At 64.2% G+C, this 25,744-nt stretch carries 23 protein-coding genes; 5 read left to right on the top strand and 18 right to left on the bottom strand.

From position 1 onward, the window contains the following. Positions 1 to 10: 10 nt before the first annotated feature. From ACIPHM_RS03520 to ACIPHM_RS03505, 4 genes are all read right to left on the bottom strand, one after another. Entirely contained in the window at positions 11 to 1,735 is a 1,725-nt protein-coding gene (locus ACIPHM_RS03520) for an MBL fold metallo-hydrolase (RefSeq protein ID WP_400324617.1), read from the bottom strand. A gap of 191 nt (positions 1,736 to 1,926) precedes the next feature. Then, positions 1,927 to 2,946, bottom strand: coding sequence for an alpha/beta fold hydrolase (locus ACIPHM_RS03515; RefSeq protein ID WP_400324615.1), 1,020 nt, complete (start codon positions 2,944 to 2,946; stop codon positions 1,927 to 1,929). A gap of 135 nt (positions 2,947 to 3,081) precedes the next feature. Beyond that, positions 3,082 to 4,710 (bottom strand): flavin-containing monooxygenase, encoded by a 1,629-nt coding sequence (locus tag ACIPHM_RS03510; RefSeq protein ID WP_400324613.1) that lies wholly within the window; start codon positions 4,708 to 4,710, stop codon positions 3,082 to 3,084. 26 nt (positions 4,711 to 4,736) lie between these two features. After that, complete coding sequence (locus tag ACIPHM_RS03505) at positions 4,737 to 5,648, bottom strand: SDR family NAD(P)-dependent oxidoreductase (protein ID WP_400324611.1); 912 nt, start codon at positions 5,646 to 5,648, stop codon at positions 4,737 to 4,739. 116 nt (positions 5,649 to 5,764) lie between these two features. On the opposite strand from ACIPHM_RS03505, the gene ACIPHM_RS03500 reads away from it, so the two are divergent. Then, positions 5,765 to 6,508 carry a TetR/AcrR family transcriptional regulator gene (locus ACIPHM_RS03500; RefSeq protein WP_400324610.1) on the top strand — a complete coding sequence of 248 codons (744 nt, stop codon included), beginning with the start codon at positions 5,765 to 5,767 and terminating at the stop codon, positions 6,506 to 6,508. A gap of 124 nt (positions 6,509 to 6,632) precedes the next feature. Then, positions 6,633 to 7,838, top strand: a complete 1,206-nt coding sequence (purT, locus tag ACIPHM_RS03495; RefSeq protein WP_400324608.1) for a formate-dependent phosphoribosylglycinamide formyltransferase — start codon at positions 6,633 to 6,635, stop codon at positions 7,836 to 7,838. A gap of 112 nt (positions 7,839 to 7,950) precedes the next feature. On the opposite strand, the gene ACIPHM_RS03490 is transcribed toward purT, so the two are convergent. Then, positions 7,951 to 8,154, bottom strand: coding sequence for a cold-shock protein (locus ACIPHM_RS03490; protein WP_400324606.1), 204 nt, complete (start codon positions 8,152 to 8,154; stop codon positions 7,951 to 7,953). 309 nt (positions 8,155 to 8,463) lie between these two features. Beyond that, positions 8,464 to 9,012, bottom strand: a complete 549-nt coding sequence (locus ACIPHM_RS03485) for a GNAT family N-acetyltransferase (protein ID WP_400324604.1) — start codon at positions 9,010 to 9,012, stop codon at positions 8,464 to 8,466. Between the two features lie 1,048 nt (positions 9,013 to 10,060). Between ACIPHM_RS03485 and ACIPHM_RS03480 the strand changes: the two genes are divergently transcribed. Beyond that, positions 10,061 to 11,143: a DUF484 family protein gene (locus tag ACIPHM_RS03480; RefSeq protein WP_400324602.1), complete on the top strand. Its 1,083-nt coding sequence runs from the start codon at positions 10,061 to 10,063 to the stop codon at positions 11,141 to 11,143. A gap of 131 nt (positions 11,144 to 11,274) precedes the next feature. Here ACIPHM_RS03480 and ACIPHM_RS03475 read toward each other — a convergent pair whose 3' ends face one another. The 3 genes from ACIPHM_RS03475 to ACIPHM_RS03465 form a co-directional block, all read right to left on the bottom strand. Then, positions 11,275 to 12,222, bottom strand: coding sequence for an AEC family transporter (locus ACIPHM_RS03475; RefSeq protein ID WP_400324600.1), 948 nt, complete (start codon positions 12,220 to 12,222; stop codon positions 11,275 to 11,277). A 10-nt stretch (positions 12,223 to 12,232) separates the two neighbouring features. Further along, the gene (locus tag ACIPHM_RS03470; protein ID WP_400324598.1) at positions 12,233 to 13,000 is read right to left on the bottom strand and encodes a GntR family transcriptional regulator; all 768 of its coding nucleotides are present in this window, start codon (positions 12,998 to 13,000) and stop codon (positions 12,233 to 12,235) included. Positions 13,001 to 13,174: 174 nt separating this feature from the next. After that, positions 13,175 to 13,468: a hypothetical protein gene (locus ACIPHM_RS03465; RefSeq protein WP_400324596.1), complete on the bottom strand. Its 294-nt coding sequence runs from the start codon at positions 13,466 to 13,468 to the stop codon at positions 13,175 to 13,177. A gap of 259 nt (positions 13,469 to 13,727) precedes the next feature. On the opposite strand from ACIPHM_RS03465, the gene ACIPHM_RS03460 reads away from it, so the two are divergent. Continuing rightward, positions 13,728 to 13,922 (top strand): hypothetical protein, encoded by a 195-nt coding sequence (locus ACIPHM_RS03460; protein ID WP_400324594.1) that lies wholly within the window; start codon positions 13,728 to 13,730, stop codon positions 13,920 to 13,922. Between the two features lie 19 nt (positions 13,923 to 13,941). Here the strand turns inward: ACIPHM_RS03460 and ACIPHM_RS03455 are convergent, their stop codons facing one another. The 5 genes from ACIPHM_RS03455 to ACIPHM_RS03435 all read right to left on the bottom strand — a co-directional run bounded on the left by ACIPHM_RS03455 (position 13,942) and on the right by ACIPHM_RS03435 (position 17,769). Next, complete coding sequence (locus tag ACIPHM_RS03455; RefSeq protein WP_039410557.1) at positions 13,942 to 14,130, bottom strand: hypothetical protein; 189 nt, start codon at positions 14,128 to 14,130, stop codon at positions 13,942 to 13,944. Between the two features lie 191 nt (positions 14,131 to 14,321). Then, entirely contained in the window at positions 14,322 to 14,528 is a 207-nt protein-coding gene (locus tag ACIPHM_RS03450; RefSeq protein WP_400324592.1) for a hypothetical protein, read from the bottom strand. Between the two features lie 422 nt (positions 14,529 to 14,950). Then, positions 14,951 to 15,151 carry a hypothetical protein gene (locus tag ACIPHM_RS03445; RefSeq protein ID WP_400324590.1) on the bottom strand — a complete coding sequence of 67 codons (201 nt, stop codon included), beginning with the start codon at positions 15,149 to 15,151 and terminating at the stop codon, positions 14,951 to 14,953. A 2-nt stretch (positions 15,152 to 15,153) separates the two neighbouring features. Beyond that, positions 15,154 to 16,779: a glycoside hydrolase family 18 protein gene (locus ACIPHM_RS03440; protein ID WP_400324588.1), complete on the bottom strand. Its 1,626-nt coding sequence runs from the start codon at positions 16,777 to 16,779 to the stop codon at positions 15,154 to 15,156. Between the two features lie 87 nt (positions 16,780 to 16,866). Further along, positions 16,867 to 17,769: a winged helix-turn-helix domain-containing protein gene (locus tag ACIPHM_RS03435; protein ID WP_400324586.1), complete on the bottom strand. Its 903-nt coding sequence runs from the start codon at positions 17,767 to 17,769 to the stop codon at positions 16,867 to 16,869. A 286-nt stretch (positions 17,770 to 18,055) separates the two neighbouring features. Here ACIPHM_RS03435 and fghA point away from each other — a divergent pair, with 286 nt between their 5' ends. Continuing rightward, the gene (gene fghA / locus ACIPHM_RS03430) at positions 18,056 to 18,910 is read left to right on the top strand and encodes an S-formylglutathione hydrolase (RefSeq protein WP_400324584.1); all 855 of its coding nucleotides are present in this window, start codon (positions 18,056 to 18,058) and stop codon (positions 18,908 to 18,910) included. Between the two features lie 106 nt (positions 18,911 to 19,016). Here the strand turns inward: fghA and pdxY are convergent, their stop codons facing one another. The 4 genes from pdxY to ACIPHM_RS03410 all read right to left on the bottom strand — a co-directional run bounded on the left by pdxY (position 19,017) and on the right by ACIPHM_RS03410 (position 25,636). Continuing rightward, positions 19,017 to 19,874, bottom strand: coding sequence for a pyridoxal kinase PdxY (gene pdxY, locus ACIPHM_RS03425; RefSeq protein WP_400325307.1), 858 nt, complete (start codon positions 19,872 to 19,874; stop codon positions 19,017 to 19,019). Between the two features lie 258 nt (positions 19,875 to 20,132). After that, on the bottom strand, positions 20,133 to 22,229 hold the full coding sequence (fusA, locus tag ACIPHM_RS03420; protein WP_400324582.1) for an elongation factor G: 2,097 nt from the start codon (positions 22,227 to 22,229) through the stop codon (positions 20,133 to 20,135). A gap of 240 nt (positions 22,230 to 22,469) precedes the next feature. Continuing rightward, entirely contained in the window at positions 22,470 to 24,116 is a 1,647-nt protein-coding gene (locus ACIPHM_RS03415) for a methyl-accepting chemotaxis protein (protein WP_400324580.1), read from the bottom strand. Between the two features lie 350 nt (positions 24,117 to 24,466). Continuing rightward, on the bottom strand, positions 24,467 to 25,636 hold the full coding sequence (locus tag ACIPHM_RS03410; protein ID WP_400324578.1) for an exo-alpha-sialidase: 1,170 nt from the start codon (positions 25,634 to 25,636) through the stop codon (positions 24,467 to 24,469). Positions 25,637 to 25,744 lie beyond the last annotated feature (108 nt).

Here is a 25,744-nt window from a genome sequence, read left to right as displayed (position 1 = left end):
CCTCTACCTTCTACCTTCGTCCCTCTTCGTGAGTGCCGATGCGATGCCATAGGCCGTCTTCGGAGCGTGCGGCACGTCCGTCTTCCGCGAGCTTCTCCAGATGAGCGCGCAGAGAGCGTTGGGCCACGCCGTGATGTGCGGCAGGCACATCGGCGTAGACGACCGGTGTGAGTGTTTCGAGGCTCGCCGGTCCAACTTTTTCGAGTGCCGCGAGCGTACTGGCCTCGCGCGCGAGCCGATGCGCAATGAGCCGCGCGATGCGCTGCGCGGGATGATCCATCACGAAGCCGTGCCCCGGGGCGAGCCACCGCGGCGCGAGTGCCGACAGCTTTTCCAATGACGCCAGATACGTCGCCATATGCCCATCAGGCGGGTTGATGACGACCGTCGATCCCTGCATAACGTGGTCGCCGGTGAAGACCAGCCCGGCATCGTCCAGCGCGTAGCACAGATGATTGGCCGCATGCCCCGGCGTGTGGATCGGGCGCAGTACCCGAGCGTCCGGCAAAGTCACGACGTCGCCATCGGACAGCGCCACGTCCGGCACGAACGCGGTGTCTTGCCCCTCGTCGTGACGCGCGCGCATGCCATACGTCGTGGCCCCCGTCTTCGCTTTCAGTAACCGCGCGCCGGGCGAATGATCGCGATGCGTGTGCGTGACGAAAATCTGGCGGATGAGGCCGGGCGAGGCACGCAGGATCGCGTCGATATGTGCCGCATCGTCGGGTCCCGGATCGATGACGGCCCAGGCGTTGTCCGGCCCGCCGCCCACGAGATAGGTGTTGGTGCCGGGGCCGGTCATCATGCCGGGGTTCGGCGCTGCGACACGCAGCACGCCCGGCATCAGCGTGACGGCACACCCCGGCACGATCTCGTAACTGCCGGTGCCTGCCTCCTGCGGATCGATCAGCGTCAGTTCGGCCCACGCCGGTTCGTCCGGCGTGATCGGCCAGCGCCCGCGTTTGCCGTGCGCGAGACGCGGCTGAATCCGCGGCACCTCGCGCTGCGCTGCTGCCGTCGCGATCGCCTGCTTGGCCGTGCCCATGCTTTCCAGCCATTGCAGCAATTTTCGCGTGGGCGGCAGCAACCGGAGCTGATCGGCGTGCGTGAGGGCGTATTGCGGGCGCATCCATCGGTGCGCCGCCGTCTCGATCCGATCGACTTCGACCTGCTGGCCTTCGGGCAGCATCGCGAGGAAGAACCGCGTATCGAAGCGCTTGGGCAGCGCCTGCGGCGTGACCCAGTGACTCAGATAGTGCAGACGCTGCGGCGTGAGCCGTACCCCGAACGACTGGCACAACGACGCGATATCGAGCTTCCCGTCATGCAGGGCCTCGCGTTGTGCGCGCATGGCGCCGAGGCGGCGCTCGTCCACGGGAGTGCCGATGACATCGTCCGCAAATAACACGCTCGTTTCCTCGAAGCACTCGCGTATCGCGGCGACGTAGTAATCGAGGCCACCTTCGGGAAGCCGGAGACGTTGGCTGGCGGTCGCGTCGTCGATGCCATGACAGGCGGCATGCCCGAGGCGATCGGTGGCGTCGACCACGCCGCCGGGGAAAACGTAGGCGTCGGAGCTGAAGTCGTTAGCCCGTACGGCGCGTCGTAACAGCAGGACTTCCATGCCGCTCGCGCGCTCGCGCAGCACGACGAGACTGGCGGCCATGCGCAGCGATGGGCGGTCGGGGGCGTGGGTCGGTGCGGGTGCCGGTGACGCTTCAGGGCGATCTGACATGAGATGGGCGCTCTCAAGCCGCGCGATATCCGAAAGTCTCTAGTGTGCCATCGGAAAAGAGACGCCGCACGCGGGGCCACCCCGGAGGGACAGCGTGGCGTGCGCTGCGTTGCGATGGCAGCGAAATCGGGACTAGCCCAGACTCAGCGTAACGAAGCGAAGCGAGCCGCGACGCCCACCGGCGTTGCAGATCAGGCGCCATCGTTCGCGGCGTGGGTCGACACCGTCGTCATCTCGTTGCGGGGACGATAGTTTTGCCCTGCCGGCATGCGCGCCGCCACCGTTTGCAGCCATTGCAGGGTCGCTTCCGGTTGCGTGACGGGCAGCATATGGCCGCCGTCGACGAGCGTGAGACGCACGTGCTCGCTGGCCGCCGGCATCGTCTCGCCGTGTTGACGGTAATCGAGGATAAGATCGCCGCGTCCGTAGAGGATGTCCACGGGCACCGCCAGTTCGGCGTAGCGCGCGGCAAGGCCCGGCATGTCGCGTTCCGCGGTGAGGATATCGACGCTGCCGGCTTCGAAGTTGCCCGGACGGAAGCCTAGCACGCCGCCGCCGCGAATCAGAAAGTCCTTCGGGGCCGCTTCCGGGCCGAAGACATACGCGAGCGTCGTGCGGCCCGTCATCATGCCGATGGGCACGGCGAGGGTGTGTCCGATCCAGCGACGCCACCACGCGCTGCGAATCGCCAGCGAACGGAAGGGCGCAGGGACTTCGGTCGCCGGTTGCGTGAGCGGCGCGATCAGCGCGAGCGCGCCCACATGTTGCGGATGGTCGAGCGCCAGCGTGAGCGATATCGCGCCGCCCAACGAGTGACCCACCACCAGCGGACGATGCAGCGCGAGCTTGTCGATCAACCGCGCGACGACGCTCGCCTGCCACGCGATCGCGGCATCGCGCTGCGGTGCACGCGTCGAGTAACCGCAGCCGGGGCGATCGACGAGCACGATGCGATGCGTGCGCGCCAAATCTGCTAATGGTAGGTACGCGAAGTTGCGTAGCTGACCGCAAAGCCCGTGGATGAACACCATCGCCGGGCCCTGTCCGAAATCGACGTAATGCAGACGTTCGCCGTCGATGTCGAGAAACTGACCGTCCGGCGGCACGGCCGCTTCGGCACGCCGGGCAACGCGACGCGTGAAGCGTCTGAGCACGAGCACCACGGCGGCTAGGGCGATGACGAGGCAAATTAGCAGGTAGGCGATGAGCATGATGTCGTGTCGAAGGGGCGGCAGTGCGGGGGGGCGCGCGTCAGTCAAACCGCATCGAAACCATTCGGGACGCCACTTGGCGATGCGGTGACACGTTGCATCGCCGGGCGCGGTGTTTTGCGTGTGCGGTGGGCATTATCGCGTTGCCTCGGTGACGGGCGCGGCGTTCGGGGTGTTGGCGCTATTCGCCTCGCGCGTCGCGACGTCCGGCTCACTCGATGCGTCAGACGTGTTCGCCACCGCCCGCGTGGCGCGCCGCTCGAAGCGCATGGCCCCGTCATCGACGCTACCCCAGCGCATCAGCCGCAAATCGCGCAGGTAACTCTGGTAGAAGACCCACGGCTTGCGTCCACCTTGCCGGGGCAACACACCGGTGGCGCGCTGGATATAGCCCGACGTCAGACCGATCGCAGGCAGTCCGCCATGCTCGCCCTCGCGCAGATGCGGCACGCAGGTGTCCGCATCGTGCGCGTCCATGTGACGGATCAGACGGCAGACATACTGCGCAATCAGCTCGGCCTTGAGCGTCCAAGACGCGTTGGTGTAACCGAAGATCGACGCGAGATTGGGCACGCCGCTATACATCATCCCCTTGTAAGACACCGTGTCGGCGAGCACCACCGGCTTGCCGTCGACCAGCAGCCGCGCGCCGCCCATCAACTGTACGCGCAGACCGGTGGCGGTCACGACGATGTCCGCATCGAGCGTCTTGCCGCTCTTGAGCGCGAGTCCGTTCGCCGTGAAGGTGGCGATTTCGTCCGTCACGATGTCGGCACGTGTGCTGCGCAATGCCTTGAAGATGTCGCCGTTCGGCGCGAGGCACAGACGCTGATCCCACGGGTGGTATCGCGGCGTGAGATCGCGTTCGACGTCGGCATGCCCTTGCGCTTGCTGTGCGGCGCGTCGGATCAGCAAGCGACGGATGACGTGGGGCCAGCGTCGCGCCGCGTTGTAAAAGCCGAGCGTAATCAAGACGTTTTTCATACGCACGAGGCGATGCGCAACGCCCGCGGGCAGCCACGCACGCAAGCGCTCGGCTACGCCGTCGCGTTGTGACATCGACAGGATGTAGCTCGGCGAGCGCTGCAACATGGTGACGTGTGCGGCGCTCGCGGCCAGACTCGGCAATAGCGTCACCGCCGTGGCGCCGCTGCCGACGATGACGACGCGCTTGTCGCGATAGTCGAGATCGGCGGGCCAGTGCTGGGGATGAACGACGGTGCCGGTGAAGGCATCCATGCCGGGCCAGGTGGGCGCATGTCCGGCGTCGTAGGCGTAATACCCGCTGCACATGAAGAGGAAGCGACAGGTGAGCGATTGCGTGTCCTGACGGCCGTCGGCGAGCGTGCGTTCAATGTACAGCGTCCAACGCGCGATGCTCGAGTCCCAGCGGGCTTCACTCACCTTGTGACCGTAGCGGATCAGGCCGTCGAGACCTTCCGCGCGGGCCGTGTCTTTCAGGTAGTCGAGGATCCTGCCGCCGTCGGCGATGGCCTGATCGCTGGCCCAGGGGCGGAAGCTGAAACCCAGCGTGAACATGTCGGAGTCGGAGCGCACGCCCGGATACCGGAACAGATCCCACGTGCCACCGAGCGACTGACGCGCTTCGAGCATCGCGAAGCGCGTGCCCGGGCAGCGCTCGCGCAGATAGTGCGCGGCAGCGATACCGGAGAGCCCGGCGCCAACGACGATGACGTCGAGATCGATGGCGGCTGTGACTGCATCGGATGCATCAGATGCGTTGGTTGCGGTACTGGACGTCATAGCGAGCGTCTCCGGCCGTGAGGACTTCAGTTCGTCGACGATTCGGTCGCGTTGTTGCTTGCGCCGGGCTTGCCCGATGTGCCCGAAGCACGCTTGCGCGACATGGCGCAGCGACGGTAGAACCAGACGATCATCGCCTGATAGCGCGCACCCAGCAGGCGAGCCAGCTTGTCGAGACGGCGAGCGTCCGCGCCCACGAGAACGCGTCGCGCATCGCGCTCGACGCCCGCGAGGATCTGGTGCGCGGCGGCGTCGGCGCTGGTCACGTCGATGAGCTTGTTGGCGCGGCGCCGATGCGTTTGCACGTCGACGCCGGTGAAGGCGGTCATGCTGTCGTCGATACGCGAAGACTGCACGATGTGGGTGGCGACGCCGCCCGGATGCACGCAAGTGCACGATACCGCTGAGTTCCCCAGCTCGAGCTCCATACGCAGCGCTTCGGTAAAGCCGCGTACGGCGAACTTGCTCGCGTTATAGGCCGATTGCGTGGGCATCGCGATGATGCCGAACAGGCTCGACAGGTTCACGATGTGCCCGTCGCCCGACTCGGTGAGGTAGGGGAGAAACGCCTGGGTGCCGTGCACGACGCCCCAGAAGTTGATGTTCATCAACCACTCGAAGTCCTCGCGACGCGCCGTTGCGACCGGCACAGATAGCGCGACCCCGGCGTTGTTGAAGATGAGGTTGACCGTGCCATGCGCGGTGGCTGTCTCGCGCGCCCAGGCGAAGACGGCGTCGCGATCGGCCACGTCGAGCCGCTGCGATGTGACCCGCACGCCGAGTGCACGGCAGGCGGCGGCGGTATTAACTACGCTGACTTCGTCGATATCGGACAAGGAGAGATGCGCGCCGCGACGCGCCAGCGCAAGGGCGAGCGAACGACCGATGCCGGAACCCGCGCCCGTGACGGCGGCGACCTTACCCGTGAATGTCTTCATTGAAATGCCTCTCATGAGTGCCGGCGGGTACGCCGGTGTGCGATGAAAATCGCACGCTATCAAGCGTCGTGTAAATTTGGTGTTAATTGTCACCACTTTAGTTTTGCGTCCGGGTGATGTCAAATAGCGAAATGGAACGGAAACTCGAATCGACGAATACGATGCGTTCGACAACGGCGGCCGCCAAGTCCGGCACGGCTGGCGGGCGGCGCTATGGCGGCGTGGAGCAGGCGCAGCGGGAACAGGCGCGACGCACAGCGCTCATCGGGGCAGCGAGCGAAGTGTTCGGCACGGTCGGATTTCGCCGCGCCACCGTGCGGTCGGTGTGCGGGCTGGCCAGGCTCAACGACCGGTACTTCTACGCGGCGTTCGAGAATATGGAGCACCTGCTGCGTGCGACGTACGCCCATCATGCGCAAACGTTACTCGACCAGTTGCGCGACGCCATCGCGGCCAGCCCACCGACGCTCGACGCGCAACTCGACGCCGGTCTGCACGCTTTCTTCGCGTTCTTGCGCGATCCCCACGCGGCGCGTGTGCTGCTGCTCGAAGTGATGGGCGTGAGCCACGAGACGGATCTGACCTATCAGCGCTATCTCTTCGAATTTGCGAAGGTGATTCTCGCCATCGCCGACGCGTCGGTGTTTACGCACGAGGGCGGGCGGGTCGGCAAGGGCAGTGAGAGCGGTAAGGACGGCACGGTCAACGAGGAGGCGCAGGCACAGGCGAAAATCGTCGGCCTCGCCCTGGTCGGTGCCATGACCCACGCGGGGACCGCCTGGGTGCTGACCGGCTATCAGGACACCGAGGCGCGCATGGTGGCGAGCTGCCGTCGCGTGCTTCGCGGCGCGTTGATCTGACGGCTGAAGGTGAGGCTTGTGGCATGCCTCGCTACAATACGACTTCCGCGTACGATGTCCATGACGCAAGCATGGCGTCATGCGTGTCGTCATCCCCTATTTTTCACTCTCCAAAAGGTCGCAAATGACCACTATCGGAACCCCGCTGTCGCCCCATGCGACGAAGGTCATGCTGCTGGGCGCAGGCGAACTCGGCCGTGAAGTGCTGATCGCGTTGCAGCGTCTTGGTGTCGAGACGATTGCCGTCGATCGTTACGAGAACGCGCCGGGCCAACAGGTCGCGCACCACTCGCGCACCATCGCCATGACCGATCCCGAGCAACTCAAGGCGCTGATCGAAGCCGAGAAGCCGGATCTCGTCGTGCCCGAGATCGAAGCTATTGCGACGCCCATGCTCGAAGCGCTGGAAGCCGACGGCGTGGTGCGTGTGATCCCGACGGCGCGTGCGGCGCGTCTGACGATGGACCGTGAGGGCATTCGCCGTCTGGCCGCCGAGACGCTGGGGCTGCCGACGAGCCCGTATCAGTTCTGCGATTCGCTCGAACAACTGCAAGCGGCCATCGACGGCGGGATCGGCTATCCGTGCGTCGTCAAACCGGTCATGAGCAGCTCGGGCAAGGGACAGAGCAAGATCGACAGTGCGGCCGACGTGAAGGCCGCATGGGATTACGCGATGGCGGGCGGACGCGTGAGTCACGGCCGCATCATCGTCGAAGGCTTCATCGACTTCGATTACGAGATCACGCTGCTGACCGTGCGCGCGCGTGGCGCCGACGCCCAGGTCGAGACCCACTTCTGCGCCCCGATCGGCCACAAGCAGGTGAGCGGCGATTACGTCGAGAGCTGGCAGCCGCATCCGATGTCGTCCGTCGCGCTCGAACGCGCCCGCGTGATCGCGCGTGAAGTGACGAACAACCTCGGCGGTCAGGGCTTGTTCGGTGTCGAATTGTTCGTGAGGGGCGACGACGTGTGGTTCAGCGAAGTCAGTCCGCGTCCGCACGATACCGGCATGGTGACGATGATCACGCAATGGCAGAACGAGTTCGAACTGCATGCGCGAGCGATTCTCGGCTTGCCGGTGAACACCACGCTCAAGACACCGGGTGCGAGTGCTGTTATTTATGGCGGCGTGGATGCCACGGGTGTCGTGTTCGACGACGTCGAGCGCGCACTGCAAGTGCCGCAGACGGATATTCGTCTGTTCGGCAAGCCGGAGAGCTTCGTGAAGCGTCGCATGGGGGTGGCGCTCGCGTATGACGACGATCTGGATGTCGCGCGCCGCAATGCGGTGGAAGCGGCAAGTCGGGTCAAGCCGCGCGCCGTCCGATAACGAAAAAAACCCCGCCTGAGCGGGGTTTTCTAATTGGGCAGGGCTACGAGACGCAGCGTACTGCCCGAGGCATGCCGGTCGCGTGAGCGACCGTGCAGCCAGTCACCAGACCTTACAGGGGCTGGATGCTACCGGCTTGCTTGCCCTTCGGTCCCATCTTCACTTCGAAGCTGACCTTTTGGTTCTCTTGCAGGGACTTGAAGCCCTTCGACTGGATTTCCGAGAAGTGAGCGAAGAGATCTTCACCACCTTCGTCCGGCGTAATGAAACCAAAACCCTTGGCGTCGTTGAACCACTTGACGGTACCAGTTGCCATTTCTTAAATCCTTAAAGTTTTCAAATGAGCGAGCGAGATGCTCAGCGAGCGCATGACATTAAAAAGCTGATCAGGTACAACCGAGTTGACGCAGAGGGCGACATTAGATGACACAAGACTCGCCATACAACGTTCATGCACCCGTTTTTTTACGGGAAAGGTGGGAAGGTGTCAAGCAGGGAAACTGTGGGATTGTTGATCCACGCCAGTTTCCAGCCATTTTTTCGCTGCGTTGCGACATACCTCCGGCAATGCCGGGCGACCGGTCGTGGCGTTGTCGCCATGCGATGCCTTTCGTTGTGAGCGAGGTCATTCGCTTTCGAGACGCTCGGAACGTAGCTTCACCGGCCGCCAGGCATACCGTACCGCTGGCACCTCGATGCCGGGGGAGACGGCGATAGGGTGAACCGCCCCCGCGCTGCCACCCATCTGCTCATAGAACCGCTGGGCGCGTAGGTTCCGCGCCAGTACCCACAGGTAAAGCGGCGCCCCTGGGTCGAGTACCGTTGCCCACCGCTGCACGCGCTGGAACAGCGCGCGGCCAATGCCTCGTCGTTGCCAGGGCGCCGCGACGTGGAGGTTGTCGAGCAGAATGCCGTCCGCTCCCGATAACGCGCATACGAAACCGGCAAGCGGTCCGTCCGCCAGTTCGGGACACGCCTTCCATATACGCAACGCGGGGTCGTCGGCACGCATCAAGCGTTCGCGCCACAACACTGCGTGTTCGCGCCGGAGTTGATCGCGCACATGTTCGCCCGGCAGCCACGGCGCGTAAGTCGCCTGCCAACTACCCGCATGCAGTTCTGCGATGTGCGTCGCGTCCTGCACCGTCGCGGGCAGGATGTGGGGTGTCGTCATGCTGCGTTTCCCAGGCGCCGGGAAGTGCATCGATTCGGATGAGAGCGCCGGGTGCCGTCACCGAGAAAATAACGAGACAAAAGCATCTCGCCGGACCGTGTGTCCGACAGGCAGTCTTGTGGCGTTGGCGCAACGGATGCGCCGCTGTACCGGCATTTCATGGAGGTGTCACCGCGCTATGCGCTCAGGGCGAAGGAGCCGGGCGACATGCTGCCACCCGGCGTTCACTATAGCGCGGTAGACGTCGTCACGCCCGGGCGCGTGCGTGGGCGTGACGATGGCTGGCGACACTTGGGCGCGCCCGATGCGTCGTTTTCGGCGGCATCGTGTGACGCGTTTTCACCGTCTTCCGATGCTTCGCGGCGCCCTTCGCATGGGCTGGTTTCGGATGATGGGCAGCGCGATGCGTACCTGCTGTTTTTGACGGGTGTCGCGTCTTCGATGACGAGGCCGTCGCCCTATCGTGACGATGCTTCGTGGTTGCTGAATGCACTTTCGCGTGACGGTGGGACCTGGCGTGGGACTCAGGGTGCGATGCCGGGGCGGCGAATGCCGAGGGGGCAAACGTTGCGACGAGTGCCAGCGAAAGGGCGACGTACGCATGGCGCAGGAAGCGCGGGTAGAGCTTGGGCAACAGTGTCTCCGTGGGAATAAAGGCGTCAGCAATGAGCGCCGGTCCGCGCGGCCCATCTGTCACCGATAGTGCGTGCGAGCGGCCGCGATTGTAGGGCCGCAAAAATGCGTTGTCGAGATGGTCGGCCGACCGCCCGCCTCACGTTCCGCACCGAATCGAACCTTTTTTGTGCACTGCCGCATAGCTTTCATATGAGATAGGTATTTTCCCTAGCAACGCATAAAACGCGCGCCACGACTCGATTTGGCGGCGTCAAAATAGATTCTCGTTACCCTCAAATTTGACGGGCACATGCCGTTAACGGCCTCATGGTCGCCTCATGACGGCGCTGCAACAGGCATCGTCGTGAAGCCATCATGGTGGGGCAAGCACGCTAGGCGGCCGCGCAGTGCCGCGTGTCTTTCGAGACCTTACGTGGCAACCAATCAGGCACCGACGCTCGACACTCTGCAATCGCTGCTGGAGACCGTCCAGCGCAACGAGCGTTCGCTAAAACGTTTCCAGGACATCGAGCTGGCGCTGATGGGCGCGCCGGATTTCGGCCAGTTTCTGGAAGTGGTGCTCAATCGCCTGCGTCACGATTTCGATCTGTCGGGTGTGCATCTGATGCTCGCCGAGGTCGACGACACGTTGCGCGATCTCATCGATACTGCCGAAGGCATCCGCGCGCTCGACGCCGGCCTGTGCATCGCGCAGGACGCCGGTACTTTCGCCGCCGTCTATGGCGACGGGCAACTCTGGATCGGGGCACCGCGTGAGCGTCATGCACCGCTCTTCGGGGCGCGTCCGCCCGCAAGTGCCGTTGTCATGCCGCTCGCGCGCAACGGCCGTTACATCGGCGTGATCGCACTGGGAAGTCGCGACGCGCGCCGCTTCGCGCCCGAGATGGCGACCGACTTCATCGAACGCTTCGGTGCGGTCGTCGCGGTGTGTCTCGAGAACATGTGGAATCGCGAACGACTCAAGCGTATCGGTCTGACCGACCCGCTCACCGGTCTGTCGAATCGTCGCTACTTCGATCAGCGTTTGCGTGAAGAGGTCATCCGGGGCGCACGTTACGGTGCGCCGCTGGCGTGTCTGCTCATCGACATCGATCATTTCAAGCGAGTCAACGACAGCCACGGTCACGCGACCGGCGACCGCGCTTTGCGGGCGGCCAGTGTGTGCATGCGTGCGCAACTGCGGGTGACGGATACGCTTGCGCGTTACGGTGGGGAGGAGTTCGCTGCATTGCTCGTGCAGACTGAGCAGAACTGGGCGGGGACGGTGGCCGAGCGCGTGCGTCGTGCCGTGGCGCGTCTGGAAGTGCCCGACGACGACGGCATTCTCGTGCCGCTTACGATCTCTATTGGCCTCGCAAGCGTGGACCCGCGCGACATTGCCGACCCGGAAACGCTTCCCATGCGCTTGCTCGGCGCGGCCGATGCGGCACTATACGCAGCGAAGCGCTCCGGACGCGATCGCGTGGTCGTGGCACCCGCGGCGAGCTTTAACTAAGGGCGTTGATCGCGGGCGCCGCCGATCAGTAGCGACATCGTCACCACCGATAGCACTGTCAAAACCCGAATCGTAAGTGAAGCGACGGTGGCCTCGCGTCCCTTGAGGGCGTCGCCGTCAGACGTTGCCAGCTACCGCACGCTGAACCAGCCGATCAGCAACGACACCGTCACCACTGACAGCACCGTCGAAACCAGAATCGCGCGTGAAGCGACGGCGGCTTCGCGTCCATAAAGTTGCGCGAGCATGAACGGACCGGTGCCGATGGGCAATGCCGAGAGCAGCAGTGCGCTATGTGCCCAGATCGCCGGAAGGTCGAACACGCGGAACGCGAGAAACGCCGTGATCGCCGGTTGAAAAACCAGCTTGAGCCCGACGAGACGTCCCACGGCACGTGCGATCCGCGGCTCCTTCGCCGCCCCCGAACTTTGTGCGAGGAACATGCCGATGGCGACCAGCGCGCAAGGACTGGCGGCACCGCCGAGCAGCGTCGTGAAGTGCAGCACCGGCGCGGGCAACGCGATGCCGGCCGCGGCAAACGCCATGCCGACGAACGGCGAGACGACCAGCGGATTGCGAACGAGCGCACGCGCCACAAACCCCGCCGTGCGACGCCAGTTGGGCGTGGTTTGCAGATCCGTCTCGATGATCGCGATGGAAACGGCGAAGAGTATCGTCGCGGTGAGCAGCATGGCGACGACCACGGCCGGCACACTGGCCGGTCCGAACGCCACCAGACACAGTGGAAAACCCATGAAGCCGGCGTTCGGATAGGCCGCGCCCATGCCCTCGATGCTCGCGTCGGTCAGACGCCCGCGCACCGTGCGGTCCAGCAGAAACGACAGCGCAAATGTCGCAGCCATACCGCCGCCGAATGCGCCCAGAAAACCGGGGTTGACGAGCTCCGCCCACGTAATCTGCGCCATCGATTGGAACAGCACGGCGGGCAGCGCGAGATAGACGACGAAGCGATTGAGGGCGTCGAGTGCGGTGGGGCCGAGCCATGCCCGGCGCGCGCAGAGATAGCCCAGGAAGATCAGCCCGAAGACGGGTAGAGCGGCAGAGATGACGGCTTGCATGGGGTTCAGTTCATCCGTTGTTCGATTGCGCAAGCCTGACAAGCCACTCGCGGCGCGCATTGCCGCCATCGGCTTCGGTGTGTTCGCGTGCAGCGGCTTCCGCGCCGGGGGCGTCGCCCGCCGCAATGCGCGAGACGATGTCTGCGTGCTCGTGCCACACGACTTCCTGCATCGGCATCGCCCCGAGCGTGGCGGCCATCGCGCGCATGATGTGCGGCCATTGCGGTGCCACCGTCTGCGCAATCAGCGGGTTGCCCGAGGCCTCGTGCAGTGCCGTGTGAAACGCGACTTCGATACGCACCTGACGTGCCACCGGCGTGCCTCGCGTCATCACCATCCCGGTGGCGACGGCGTCTTGCAGACGATGCAGCGCCGTCTCCGGCAACGTGCTCTCGGCTGCGCGCGTGGCGGCGAGCCGCGCGGCCAGCCCGTCGAGTGCGGTGCGCACCTGATAGAGCTGACGCAGATGATCGGCATCGATGGGCGCCACTTCGAGGCCCTGACGTCCACTGTCGCAGACCAGCCCGTCGCGCTTGAGCAACTGCAAGGCGTGGCTCACCGGTTGGCGCGACACCCCGAGCGAATCGGCGAGTTCGGCTTGCCGGATACGTTCGCCAGGGGGCAGGGTGAGATCGGCGATGGCGTCGCGCAGACGCGAATACACCTGATCGATGAGGACCGGTGTGCTGGCCAGCGGCGCGAGGGGCGGCAATGGGGTGAGGGGAGGGAGTGTGGCGTCGGATGCCGGCAAATCGGCGGATGCCGCGGGGTGTGACATAACTTTACGGCGTTCGCCGGCTTCGTGATATCTGGAATTCAGAATTCTACTCCTCGGGGTGGACGATGGCAGAGCTTTTTCGTTGGGGGATGTTACGACGCGACCTGGACGCCCGCGAAAACGCGGGAATGCCCGTGGCGGCGAGGGCGCAGTACGGGGGCTGCCGCCAGCGAATCAATCGCTGGGATCGAGTTCGGGCGGGGAGACGGAGGCGGTGCGCGCGGGTGTTTGGAGCAGCGCCTGCATGGTGGTGCGCGTACGCTGAAGACGTCGCGCGAGGGCCCAGGCTTCGGCTTCGCTTTCGAACAGACCCACGATCAGATGGGGTTCCGAAGCGAACCCGTCGGAGAACAGGCCGATATTCTTGGCGATCATCTCGCTCGCCCGTTCGACCGAAACCGTGTACTGGCGGGGCGAGCGGTACTGATTGACGACCACGGCGAAGGCGCGGGAGAACGCGTCGGACATGCGCAAACCTCCTCTTTCGGCGTAGCGCGAGATCCCCGATGTCGCCCATCGGAGGCACGCACATGACGTTGTACTTCCGGTGATTGTAGGCGATGGCGCGGCGCGCGTCGGCACAAAGCGATGATGGGGGAAGCACCGGGGGGGCGCATGCCGGGGCCGGTATAAAAAAGCCGCCGAGCGGGTCGGCGGCGCAACAGAGAGGGTGACAGCGCAACCGAAGTTGCCGTAGATCAGCGTAAGGCGCAGCAATGACAGCACGATGACCGACGTCACCGTTATCGTCATCGCCATCACCGCCGTGCTCGTCGTATCGAGTGGACGAACGGACGAACAGACGGGCGTCGCAGCCCGCGCCCAGAGACCGGCGCGCGGCAGGGAATCGGGACAGTTTCGGAAAAGCCATTCACCGCGCGCTGCGCGCGCGAATGGCCTTTCGTCGTTCGATGTTGGCTGAAGCGTCTGACGCGTGCCGACTACACGAGCACGGGCAGCGCCTCCACGACAAGGAGCGCTACGAGCGCACCGACCATGGCACCGACCGCGCGCAGACTATAGCGCGTGGCACGCGTGGTCACAGGAATGCCGCCGACAAGCAGGGCGCCAGCCACCGCCATCGGCAGGAACAACGTGAGGTCGTAGAGATTGAAGTGGAAGGTGGGCATCGTTCTTGTCTCCTCGCCTATGTGTGCTTTTCCACTATAGGACGGTGTTGGAGGATGCCCAAATTTGGTGCGGCGCAGCATGTTGCTGCCAGGGAAATGCCGGTTCGACGGGCTTCTGCGCCAAGCGTCTTGTCACGTTTTGCGCCGCTGCACTACGCAATGCAGCGCCGTCGAAATTCGTGGTGACGGGCTCAGTCTTCCTGACGTACCGCGTGCATCTTGCGGCGCGCGTTCCACATCGCCATGTCTTTGCGAGTGCGCACACGCTCTCCCGCATTGATGCCTGTGGACTGTGCATTGCCAGTGGCGACGGCGGTGTCACTCGTTTCGCTGCGCGCCTGCACCATCATGACGAGCGTAAACAGCGAAGCGGCAAGCGCTAGCAGGATCAGCTTCATATGGCCCCCGGGTGGATCTCTGGTGTGTCTGGTCTGTGTAATCGATACGGCGTCGCATTCGTCCTGATCGTCCTGACCGGTCCTCTGGGGAGCCGTGCCGGCGAGGGTAGCGCGCCGCTTCCGTCATGCATTGCTGAGGGACTTCGTTGCCGCTATTGCCCGATGGGGCGGGGCTCGGGGTGTCTCACGCCATTTTTGCATCGCGGGCATCATAGCCTGCAAATATGACAACATGCCGGCGCTTCCCAAGAGCTACCCCGTCAACCGGGCGTGGATCGGCGGCGCAGCAAGTCACCACACGTCCTCTAACGTATAGCGACGCATGCGGGGAAAAGTTTAGAAATCGTGACAACTTTTTTTCGACACGGACCGAAAGCGCGACGCCAGCGCCCCCTCGGCCCGTGTTTGACGGACAAACGCCCTTACGGCTGGTGCGAGATACCGTCGCTTACCCCGCGCCGTACGGCGCTCTCCGGCAACGCCATGGCGGCCAGCGACGCCAGCGCAGCCCCCGCCTGCGCGAGCTCATGCATCACGTCCGGCGACGTGCCGAGCGCAACGGCCAGCCCGGTCAGCCCCGCCCACGTCGACGGTTCCAGCAATCGAGACAGAAGAAAATTCATGGTCAGTCTCCGGTCGTCGAGCCGTCGAGCGAGGTCTGGCCGCTGAAGTAAAACGGTGTCATGTCGATGTTCGAGACCGTGGCCGCCTGCCCCAGACCCTCGTGCGCGGCGTTGGCGAGCACGCCGTTATCCTGATCGATGGTCCAGGTGAAGAGCCCGCCGAGGCCGTTGCGCTTCACATAGTCGCCCTTGGCGCGCACGGTGCGCGGCGTATCGATCGACATGAACATGCCGCTCGACGGCTGGTACAGAAAGTCGGCGTCGGCAACCGGGTCCGTGTACAGCACGAAGCCGTTGCGTGCGGTCCCGTCCTCCAGATCGAGGTAATTGCGCAGTAGGTCGTAGTACTCGGTGGTGCCCGATTCGAACGTGCCGACGGTGAGGCCGTCGCCCGGCGAATAGGTGCCCGAGAGCGCCGAGACCTGTGTAATTTCCGCCTGAAGGGCGTTGCGTGAGTACCCCGCGTAACCGATGTGCACCTTGGCGAGCGGCACGCCGGCCTGACGCAGCCAGTTCACGGCCCGGTCGATGGAAAAGCCGTCCGGAGCGCTCGGGTCCGTGTCGTGCAGATTGGTGTGGTGACCGAGCGCCGGCGCCCACGGCGTGCCGAAGAAGTCGTACGTCATCAGATTGATGCGCGAGACACCCGCCGCCATCAGGCCCGGCAGATTGGCCTTCTGCAAGTCGGAGACGTTGGCCGACGCGGCAATCGAGATCTCGACGTCCTTGCGTCCGGCAGCCACGAGCGCCTTTTTCAGATCGCCCACGAGCGCTGCGTAGTTCGGGCCGTCGGTATCGTCGTACGTATTGCCGTCGTCACCTGGCGAGCCGGGATACTCCCAGTCGATGTTGACCTCGACGAACATCGGAAACCGCTTGAGCAGATCGACGACGCTCGCACAGAACGTTTGACGTCGCGTGCTGCTGCCCGCCATGCCGTGAAAGGCCTGGCTCATCGTCCAGCCGCCGATGGCAAGCGCCAGTTTGAGCGCCGGATTCTTCGCATGCAGCAAACGCAGACCACCGAGCACACCCTGCGCACGCGACTGCTGGAACATCGGGATCACGTCGTTGCTCACCCAGCCCGCGAAGCCGCAGTTGCGATAGGCCAGCACGTCGCCCCAACTGTCGACGAAGGTGGCCTGATCGGTCTTGCGGGCGAAGTCGGCGGCGGCGCGCTCGATCGTCTGCGCCTTCTCGCCCTGGTCGCCGACGATGCCCGAAAAGCCGATGATCAGACGGTCGTACGCGAACGGGTCGAGCAGCATCAGATCGACGCCGCGACCGGCGTCATCGTTGCTGAAGTCGCCGTCGAGACGTCCGTCGTATTGCGACCAGTCGGTGTAATAGCCGGAGACTTCGAAGGCGTTCTTTGCGTAGCGGTTGTAGACGCGTTTTGCGACCCGCGCCGACGTGTACGACAGTTGCGTCGTGCTGGTCGAGGGATCGAAGCCGTTCTGCGTATAGGTGGTCTCGGTGGCGCCATCTTGCGGGTCCGTGGGATAGACGAGCTCGCTCTGGGCAGCGTTCGCTGCGGACTGCGCGGGTGCGCTGGAGGCCGGGGCAGCAGTCTGCGGGGTGGGCTTGGTTTGCGTGGCTTGCTTGGGCGTATTTGACGTACTGGACATGGTGTGGCTCCTGAGAGTGGATGGACAGGTGCCGTCGCCGGGCGGCGTTGGCCGCAGTGGCATCGGCGAGACCAGCGTCGCGTGTGCTCAGCGCGCTCGCCAGCGCAAATGACGTGTCAGGGTGACGAGGGCGCGGGGCACGGTGGCGAGGAGCCACTGTCGAAAGCGTTGCGATAGTGTGGGCGGCATGGGCGGCATGGGGGGGAAGGGCGTCGAGGGGCTGTTGCCAGATTCAGAGCAAGGGTCGGTGCACGGTTCAGGACAGGGGTCGAAGCAAGGTTCGAAGCGATAGCCGATGCGTGGCACCGTCACGATATGGCGATGCAGACCGAGCGGAATCAGCTTGCGGCGAAGGCGCGATACGACCTGCATCAGATTCGTATCGTCCTGATCGGGACGCGCGGGCCACAGCATCGCGATGAGCGCACGTTTGTCATGCACGACATTCACGGGTGTACGCAGCGCACACAGCAAGCGGTACTCGATCTGGGGAATCCGCACGACAATGCCGTGTCGACACACCTCCCCATGCCCGTCACGCACCACGCCGTGCTGCAGCGGCGGCGCGTTTGAGGCGGATGCCGTGGGGGCGGCGGCGTCGCCGATTGTCAGGTCGTCTGCGCCCACATCGCTGCGTAACGCTGATGCCGTAGGTCCGCGCCCAGCGGCGCCGCTGGCGATGATCGCATCCGTCGTTGGCGTATCGAAGCGATATCCCACGCGGGCCACGGTCACTATGGCGCGTTGCAGACCAAGCGGGGCGAGTGAGCGTCGCAGGCGCGAGACGAGTTGCACGAGCGCAGCGTCTTCCATCCACTGCGCGCGCTGGCCCCAGAGCGCCTCCATCAGCGCACGCTTGCCGAGCGCCGTGCCGGCGCGCGCAACAAGCAGCACCAACAAACGCTTTTCCTGCTCCGACAAGCGGGCGGAAATGCCATCGCGCTGAACGAGATTGGTGACGTCGTCGAGGTCGAACGGGGAGGTCGGCATGGGGCGCTCCTGGTAACGAGTAAGGGACGCCAACCGTAGCGACGCGTGTTCGCCTGTCACAAGGCGACAAGCGCGACATAGCCACGACGTAGCCACCGCCCTCGGGGACGTTGGGGCGCGTATTGCGCACGCCGGGTGCCTAGGCCATGTCACGCGTCGCATCGCGAGGTAAGATAGCTGCGATACAGCGCAAGGGACGTACCGTCGCGACGCAAATCGCGTTATTCCACGTCATGCCACGGCGCGGCCCCCTTGCCGACTTCCCCGAACGTTCCCGGATTCCGTCATGCTCGAACTCATTTCCGAACACCGCTGTTTCGGCGGCGCGCAGCGTTTCTATCGTCACACGTCGTCCGTGATCGGCTTGCCGATGCGTTTTTCGGTATTCGTGCCGCCGCAGGCACGCGACGGCCGCGCCGTGCCCGCGCTGTTCTATCTTGCGGGGCTCACGTGTACGGAAGAAACGTTCATGATCAAGGGCGGCGCTCAGTGGCTTGCCGCAGAACACGGGGTGGCGCTGATTGCGCCCGACACCAGCCCGCGGGGAGCGGGTGTGCCCGGCGAGGCCGACGCGTGGGACTTCGGCGTTGGCGCGGGCTTCTATCTCGATGCAACGCAGGCGCCGTGGGCGACGCACTATCGCATGTACCGCTATATCGTCGACGAGCTATACGGGCTCGTGACGCAATCGCTGCCGATCGACGCCGAGCGGATCGGCATCTTCGGCCACTCGATGGGCGGTCATGGCGCGCTCACGCTCGCGCTGCGTAATCCTGACAAATTCCGTTCCGTGTCGGCCTTTGCGCCGATTGCTGCGCCGATGCATTGCCCGTGGGGCGAGAAGGCGTTCACCGGCTATCTGGGGACGGATCGCGAGACGTGGCGTCAGTACGATGCGAGCGCGCTGATCGCAAAGGCCGGGCAGGCGGTGTTCCCGGGCGGGATCCTGATCGATCAGGGTCTGAACGATCAGTTCCTCGAAGCGCAACTGCATCCGGACATCTTCGAGCGTGCATGCCGTGAGGCGGGGCAGCCGTTGAATCTGCGGCGTCACAACGGCTATGACCACGGCTACTACTTCATCCAGACCTTCATGGCAGACCATCTGTCACATCACGCCGAGCATCTTCGCGCGTACTGATTGCGTATTGATCGCCCGCTTGTCGCCCGCGCATGACCCACGCATCGCGTACTGATTCGCGGGTCATCCCCGCATCCCCCATCCCATTGGCGAGATCACCCCGACGTCACACCGCCCGCGCTTCGTAATGGCGCGGCGGCGTGACGATTTCGTCTTGCGCGCGAACGATTTCCAGTTCGTAGCGACCGATAAGATGCGTGGTCGACAACACCGCGTCAACCGCTGCGAGCGTATGTTCGAACGCCGCACGCACCGTATCGCCCTGAAGCAGGCGCGCGAGGAACACGCCTGACGTCAGGTCGCCCACCCCGACCGGCTGACGCGCGAACGCATACAGCGGACGCGAGCCGTGCCATGCCTCGCTGCCCGTTACCACAAGCATGTCGAAACGATCCGCAGGCTTGCCGGCGTACTCCAGATGCTTGACGAGCACCATCTTCGGCCCGCGAGCGAGCAGGGCATGGCAGGCGGCGAGGGCGTCGTCGAACGTATCGATCGGGTGCTGCGAGAGTTTTTCCAGTTCGAGATGGTTCGGCGTCATGATGTCCGCGATCTCGGGCATGTGCTCGACGAGATACTGCTCGATGCCCGGCTTGACCTGACATCCCTTCTCCGGATGCCCCATCACGGGATCGCACAGATAGATCGCAGCGGGATTGGCGTGCTTGACGCGCTGCACCGCCGCGCGCACGAAGCCCGCCTGTTCCGGTGCGCCGAGATAGCCGGAGAGTACGGCATCGCAATTGACCAGCTCACCGATATCGGCAATGCCGTCGACCAGTCGCAGGATTTCCTCGCTCGGCAGCGCTTGCCCTGTCCATTTGCCGTACTGCGTGTGATTCGAGAATTGCACCGTGTTGATCGGCCAGACGTTGACGCCCAGACGTCGCATCGGAAACTCGGCGGCGCTGTTGCCGGCATGGCCGAACACGACGTGGGACTGAATGCTCAGGACGTTTCTCATCATGATGTCGCGGGGGGAGCGAGGGGCAAAAAGTGCGTAGTCCGTACGAAGCGGTACGCAATAAGTCCGTAGACAGTACGCAAAAAGTACAACGCCCGCTAGTGGGACGTTCCGCATCCGAAGACGCGAGCGTGCCAGTGGCGGGCGTTGCTGACCAATAACGCAGATAGCGCGAATCGCGCAAATCACACCAATCGCGCCAGCGACGCCAGTGCGGGCATATTTCACCTCACCGCAACCGACGCCCGGCGCGTTATTTCATGATTTCTTCGTCACGATGGCGTCGGCCACGTTCTTCGGGGCTTCGGCGTAATGCTTGAACTCCATCGTGTATGTGGCGCGACCCTGCGTGAGCGAGCGCAGCGACGTGGAGTAGCCGAACATCTCCGAGAGCGGCACTTCCGCGCGAACGATCTTGCCACCGCCTATGATGTCGTCCATGCCCTGCATGATGCCGCGACGCCCGGAGAGGTCGCCCATCACGTTGCCCATGAACTCCTCGGGGGTCTCGACTTCCACTGCCATCATCGGTTCGAGCAGCACCGGATCGGCTTTGCGCATGGCTTCCTTGAAGGCCATCGAGCCGGCCATGCGGAACGCGTTTTCGTTCGAGTCCACGTCGTGGTACGAGCCGAACGTCAACGTGACCTTCACGTTGACGACCGGATAGCCCGCTACCACGCCGTTGTTGAGCGTCTCGCGAATGCCTTTGTCGACCGCCGGAATGTACTCGCGCGGCACCACACCGCCCTTGATGGCATCGACGAATTCGTACGGCTTTTCCTTGTCCGGTTCGAGCGTGATGACCACGTCGCCATACTGGCCGCGTCCGCCCGATTGCTTGACGAATTTGCCCTGCACGTCCTCGACTTTCTTGCGTACGGTTTCGCGATACGCGACCTGCGGCTTGCCGACGGTCGCCTCCACGCCGAACTCACGGCGCATGCGATCGACCAGAATTTCGAGGTGCAACTCGCCCATGCCGGAGATGATCGTCTGGCCCGATTCCTCGTCGGTCTGCACGCGGAACGACGGATCTTCCTGCGCCAGGCGATTGAGCGCGAGGCCCATCTTTTCCTGATCGCCCTTGGTCTTGGGCTCGACCGCCTGCGAGATTACCGGCTCCGGAAACTCCATCTTCTCCAGAATGATGACGTGGTTCGGATCGCACAGCGTGTCGCCGGTCGTGGCTTCCTTCAGGCCCACGGCCGCCGCGATATCGCCCGCGCGCACTTCCTTGAGCTCCTGACGCGTGTTCGCATGCATCTGCAAGATGCGGCCCAGTCGCTCCTTCTTGTCCTTGAGCGGGTTGAACACCGTGCTGCCGGACTCGATCACCCCGGAGTACACGCGGAAGAAGATCAACTGGCCGACGAACGGGTCTGTCATGATCTTGAAGGCGAGGGCGGAGAACGGCTCGTCGTCCGACGGATGGCGCTCGATTTCCTTGTCGTCTTCGTCGTGACCGGCAATGGCGGGCACGTCGACCGGCGAGGGCAGGTAATCGATCACGGCGTCGAGCATGGCTTGCACGCCCTTGTTCTTGAAGGCAGTGCCGCACAGCATGGGCACGATCTCGCCCGCGACCGTGCGCTTGCGCAGCCCGGCCTTGATTTCGTCTTCCGTGAGCGCGTCGCCACCGAGGTACTTCTCGAGCAACGTTTCGTCGGCTTCGGCGGCGGCCTCGATCATCTTCTCGTGCCACTCCTGCGCCGTGTCCTTGAGATTGTCGGGAATGTCGATGTATTCGAACTTCACACCCTTCGATTCTTCGTCCCAGACGATGCCTTTCATCTTCACGAGATCGACCACGCCAAGGAAGTGATCCTCGGCGCCGATGGGGATCTGGATCGGCACGGCGTTGCCGCGCAGACGCTCGTGAATCTGCTTGTACACGCGGAAGAAGTCGGCGCCCACGCGGTCCATCTTGTTGACGAACGCAATGCGCGGCACCTTGTACTTGTTGGCTTGACGCCAGACCGTCTCCGACTGCGGCTGCACGCCGCCGACCGAGTCGTAGACCATGCACGCACCGTCGAGCACGCGCATCGAACGCTCGACTTCAATGGTGAAGTCGACGTGTCCCGGCGTGTCGATGATGTTGATGCGATGTTCGGGGAGGTTGCCGGCCATGCCGCGCCAGAAGCAGGTCGTCGCGGCAGACGTGATCGTGATGCCGCGCTCTTGTTCCTGCTCCATCCAGTCCATCGTGGCAGCGCCTTCGTGGACTTCGCCCAGCTTGTGATTGACGCCCGTGTAGAACAGGATCCGCTCGGTTGTCGTTGTCTTGCCAGCGTCGATGTGAGCACTGATGCCGATGTTTCGGTAGCGCTCGATGGGGGTCTTTCGGGCCACAGTACACCTCTTTTCAGACGGTGAGGAAAAAGCATAGCAGCAGCCATCATACTCCAATGTTGCGATGCCGCGCTGACGGTGACATCGCCCGCAACGCCAGCAGCCATGAGGCTTTTCGACGGGCTGCGCCCCCCCGTCGCACAGGCCTTGCGCCAAAAAGCAACGCCCCGGCGAGGGGGCCGGGGCGTTGGGTGTGATACGCAATTTGGCGAGGCAGTGCTACGTGATGTGCGTTACTTGCTACGCCACCTGACGTTGACGTGCGAACGCGAGCACCGCACCGCGCGGACCGTTGGCGGCAACATCGGCGCTCTCGTCATGACTGCCTGTCACGACATCGCCCCCGGGCAGTCGGAAGATGGCCACAGCCTCACGCAGATTGCGCGCCTGGTCTTCGAGCGACCCGGCAGCGGCCGTTGCCTGCTCGACGAGTGCCGCATTTTGCTGTGTGACCTGGTCCATCTGCATGACGGCGGTATTGACCTGTTCGATGCCGCCCGACTGTTCGCTCGACGCGGCGGAGATCTCACCCATGATGTCGGTCACGCGTTGCACGGCCTGCACGATTTCCGTCATCGTGCGACCGGCGTCGCGCACTTGCGACGAGCCGTCCGACACCTTGCCCACGGAGGTCTCGATGAGTCCCTTGATCTCCTTGGCAGCAGCGGCGCTGCGTTGCGCGAGCGTGCGCACTTCGCCGGCGACGACGGCGAAACCGCGCCCCTGTTCGCCCGCACGCGCGGCCTCCACGGCGGCGTTCAACGCGAGGATGTTCGTCTGGAAAGCAATGCCGTCGATCACGCCGATGATGTCGTTAATCTTCGTCGAGCTCTCGGCGATTTCCTGCATCGAGGTCACTGCGCGCTCGACCACGCGGCCGCCTTCGCCTGCGATTTCCGAGGCGTTCGATGCCAGTTGGCTGGCCTGACGCGCGTTGTCGGCGTTCTGTTTGACGGTGGCCGTCAACTGCTCCATCGACGACGCGGTTTCTTCGAGCGACGCGGCCTGCTCTTCGGTGCGCGACGACAGATCGGTGTTGCCCGCGAGCAGTTCGCCCGAAGCCGATGCGATGGCGGCGGTGCCGCTGCGCACGCGTCGCACGATCTGATCGAGGCTTTCATTCATGTGTTTGAGGGCGGCCATCAGTTGGCCTGTTTCGTCGAGACTCGTCACGTCGATACGGCTCGTGAGATCGCCTTGGGCCACGCGTTCGGCGACTTCGACCGCGCGCGCGATCGGACGCGTGATGCTGCGCGTGACCGACCAGGCGGCACCTACGCCGACCACGGCGGCGAGCGCGCCCAGCGCCAGCAGCAGCCATTTGGCGAAGACGATGTCGGCCGCGGTGGCCGAGCCCGTTTCGTCCACGATCTGTTGTTGAAGCGTGACGAGTTCGGCGGCTTCGGTCTGCATGGCGTCCAGCGCGGGCATGGCCTCCTGTTGCACGATGGCGAGCGCCACGCCGCGCTGGTCGGCATTCAATTCGGCGACGATGGTATTGCGCGCTTTCTTGAAGGTCTCGTTGTGAGCCTGAATGCTCGTGATCAGCTCCTTGCCGCGTCCCGACGTCACGTACTTGTCGAGCACGGTTTGTGCCGTGACGATGCGCGCGAGATTGACGTCGATGCGTTCGTTGACGGCCTGACGCTGGGTGGTGTCCGGTGTGATGGCAACTTCGAGCAGGCGGCGGCCGTTGCCGCGCACCATGGCGTCGATGCTGTGTGCTGCGTCGGCCTTGGCCCATGCCCGGGTGAGCAGCTCTTCGTTGGCCTGTTCGATGGCGATGAAGCGCACCAGTGCAATGATCAGCATGCTCAATAGCAGGATCAGCAATGTGCCGAAGCCGATGGCCAGTCGAGTTCGGATCTTCAGGTCGGCGATTCGCATAGGGAGTGACTCCTTTTAGGGATTTGATGCCAGAACAACACGGATGGCGTGTGGCTGTCGGCGTTGCGAGGAGTGGTCGCCGGTCTGCCGTGGGGCGCGTCGATGCCATGGATGAGGCACGACACGCCGCAGGCTCACGCGCCGGGATCGACACGTGTGACATGTCCGGCGACGAGTGACGGGGGATTCGATGAAGTCAGTCCGTCTGCATTCGTATACGACAAGAAATATGCGAACTGAAGGTGTCTTACGACAAAACGAGGTAAACGACGAGATGAGCCACGTTGCGAATGCTGACAGGCAGCCTCAAAAAATCCGACAAATCGGCCCGATCGGGCGACGCAGATCGATCAAACGAAGCGCACGGCATAGATCGGCGGGAGGTGTGCCGACAGGCATTGCCATTGCTCGCCGGCGTTCTCGGTGATCCATAGCGCGCCCGTGGTCGAGCCCATCGCCAGGGTGCGGCCGGTGGCGTCGATATCCAGTCCGTGACGATAGACGAGATCGTAGGACGGCATCTCCGGCAGGCCGTGCGAGAGCGCGGTGAAGGACTCCCCGCCGTCGCGCGTGCGTGTGACGACGAGGCGTGCGTCGACGGGGATGCGGCAGGCGTCGCGCTGTGCGGGGACGAACCAGGCGATGTCGGGATCGTGCGGATCGACGGCGACCGCGAAGCCGAAGCTCGATGGTGCCGCCTGAATGCGTCGCCACGACGCGCCGTAGTCGAGCGTGCGGAAGATGCCGTTGTGATGTTGCGCCCACAGGGCGTTGGGGGCGTTGCGACACTGCACGAGACGGTGAACGTCCTGTGCGTTCGGATCGAGTCGGCGCTCGGGAGGCATGTAGTCGGCTTCCATACCCAGGGCGGCCAGTGCCCATGTGTCGCCGTCGTCGCGCGTGCGCCAGACGCCACCGGTCGACACGGCGACCATCACCTGCCGGCTGTCGTGCGGATCGATGCAGATCGAATGAATGCCTGCGTGATCGTAGCCGCCGCCCATCCATTCGGCGCGCTCGGGACGATCCCACAGGCTTTGCACCAGTTGCCAGCTCGCGCCGTGGTCGCCCGAGCGGAACAGGCCGCCGGGTATCGTGCCCGCCCAGAGCACGCCGGGAGCGTCGGGGCCGGCGGTCTCCAGCGACCAGAGGAGGTCGACCGAGGGGGCTTGCGCGTCGGCCTGCGATGCTTCGGACTGCGCGGCTTGCGGCGTGAAGGCCGGGGGAGGGAGTTCGGTCCACGTGCTCGCCTCACGCGCGCGACGCCATAGCTTCACGCCGAAATGCCCGAGATTGAGCGCGGCGTAGTCGGTGCCGTCGCGGGCATCGTGCAACACCATGCTCACCGGCTCGCCCGCAAAATCCGGCGTGCCCGACGTCAGCCGCCAGACGGCGTTGTCCTGTGCATCGCGTGATTCACGTGTGTCATGGGCGTTACGTGCATCATGCGGATCGCGCTGCCACGTGAACAGTCCTTTACGAGTCGCGACCAGTAGCGTTGCGCCGGTTGCATGTTCCATGGTGTTTCTCCTTGGCTGGCGCGAGCGTTGTGCTGCCTGTCCTGCCTTGTTCGATGCTCGCGTGGCGCGGATGTTGATTCGGTAGGCGGTGGCGGTTGTATGCCATCG

Source organism: Pandoraea sp. NPDC087047, assembly GCF_044745225.1.
Lineage (GTDB): Bacteria > Pseudomonadota > Gammaproteobacteria > Burkholderiales > Burkholderiaceae > Pandoraea.
Note: the sequence above shows the minus strand (reverse complement) of the source record. Positions and strands in the feature narration are given on the sequence as shown.

Excerpts from the sequence above, each read along its gene's own strand:
- ACIPHM_RS03520 (WP_400324617.1), bottom strand. The coding sequence starts at position 1,735 with ATGTCAGATCGCCCTGAAGCGTCACCGGCACCCGCACCGACCCACGCC.
- ACIPHM_RS03515 (WP_400324615.1), bottom strand. The coding sequence starts at position 2,946 with ATGCTCATCGCCTACCTGCTAATTTGCCTCGTCATCGCCCTAGCCGCC.
- ACIPHM_RS03510 (WP_400324613.1), bottom strand. The coding sequence starts at position 4,710 with ATGACGTCCAGTACCGCAACCAACGCATCTGATGCATCCGATGCAGTC.
- ACIPHM_RS03505 (WP_400324611.1), bottom strand. The coding sequence starts at position 5,648 with ATGAAGACATTCACGGGTAAGGTCGCCGCCGTCACGGGCGCGGGTTCC.
- ACIPHM_RS03500 (WP_400324610.1), top strand. The coding sequence starts at position 5,765 with ATGTCAAATAGCGAAATGGAACGGAAACTCGAATCGACGAATACGATG.
- purT (WP_400324608.1), top strand. The coding sequence starts at position 6,633 with ATGACCACTATCGGAACCCCGCTGTCGCCCCATGCGACGAAGGTCATG.
- ACIPHM_RS03490 (WP_400324606.1), bottom strand. The coding sequence starts at position 8,154 with ATGGCAACTGGTACCGTCAAGTGGTTCAACGACGCCAAGGGTTTTGGT.
- ACIPHM_RS03485 (WP_400324604.1), bottom strand. The coding sequence starts at position 9,012 with ATGACGACACCCCACATCCTGCCCGCGACGGTGCAGGACGCGACGCAC.
- ACIPHM_RS03475 (WP_400324600.1), bottom strand. The coding sequence starts at position 12,222 with ATGCAAGCCGTCATCTCTGCCGCTCTACCCGTCTTCGGGCTGATCTTC.
- ACIPHM_RS03470 (WP_400324598.1), bottom strand. The coding sequence starts at position 13,000 with ATGTCACACCCCGCGGCATCCGCCGATTTGCCGGCATCCGACGCCACA.
- ACIPHM_RS03465 (WP_400324596.1), bottom strand. The coding sequence starts at position 13,468 with ATGTCCGACGCGTTCTCCCGCGCCTTCGCCGTGGTCGTCAATCAGTAC.
- ACIPHM_RS03460 (WP_400324594.1), top strand. The coding sequence starts at position 13,728 with ATGACCGACGTCACCGTTATCGTCATCGCCATCACCGCCGTGCTCGTC.
- ACIPHM_RS03455 (WP_039410557.1), bottom strand. The coding sequence starts at position 14,130 with ATGCCCACCTTCCACTTCAATCTCTACGACCTCACGTTGTTCCTGCCG.
- ACIPHM_RS03450 (WP_400324592.1), bottom strand. The coding sequence starts at position 14,528 with ATGAAGCTGATCCTGCTAGCGCTTGCCGCTTCGCTGTTTACGCTCGTC.
- ACIPHM_RS03445 (WP_400324590.1), bottom strand. The coding sequence starts at position 15,151 with ATGAATTTTCTTCTGTCTCGATTGCTGGAACCGTCGACGTGGGCGGGG.
- ACIPHM_RS03440 (WP_400324588.1), bottom strand. The coding sequence starts at position 16,779 with ATGTCCAGTACGTCAAATACGCCCAAGCAAGCCACGCAAACCAAGCCC.
- ACIPHM_RS03435 (WP_400324586.1), bottom strand. The coding sequence starts at position 17,769 with ATGCCGACCTCCCCGTTCGACCTCGACGACGTCACCAATCTCGTTCAG.
- fghA (WP_400324584.1), top strand. The coding sequence starts at position 18,056 with ATGCTCGAACTCATTTCCGAACACCGCTGTTTCGGCGGCGCGCAGCGT.
- pdxY (WP_400325307.1), bottom strand. The coding sequence starts at position 19,874 with ATGAGAAACGTCCTGAGCATTCAGTCCCACGTCGTGTTCGGCCATGCC.
- ACIPHM_RS03415 (WP_400324580.1), bottom strand. The coding sequence starts at position 24,116 with ATGCGAATCGCCGACCTGAAGATCCGAACTCGACTGGCCATCGGCTTC.
- ACIPHM_RS03410 (WP_400324578.1), bottom strand. The coding sequence starts at position 25,636 with ATGGAACATGCAACCGGCGCAACGCTACTGGTCGCGACTCGTAAAGGA.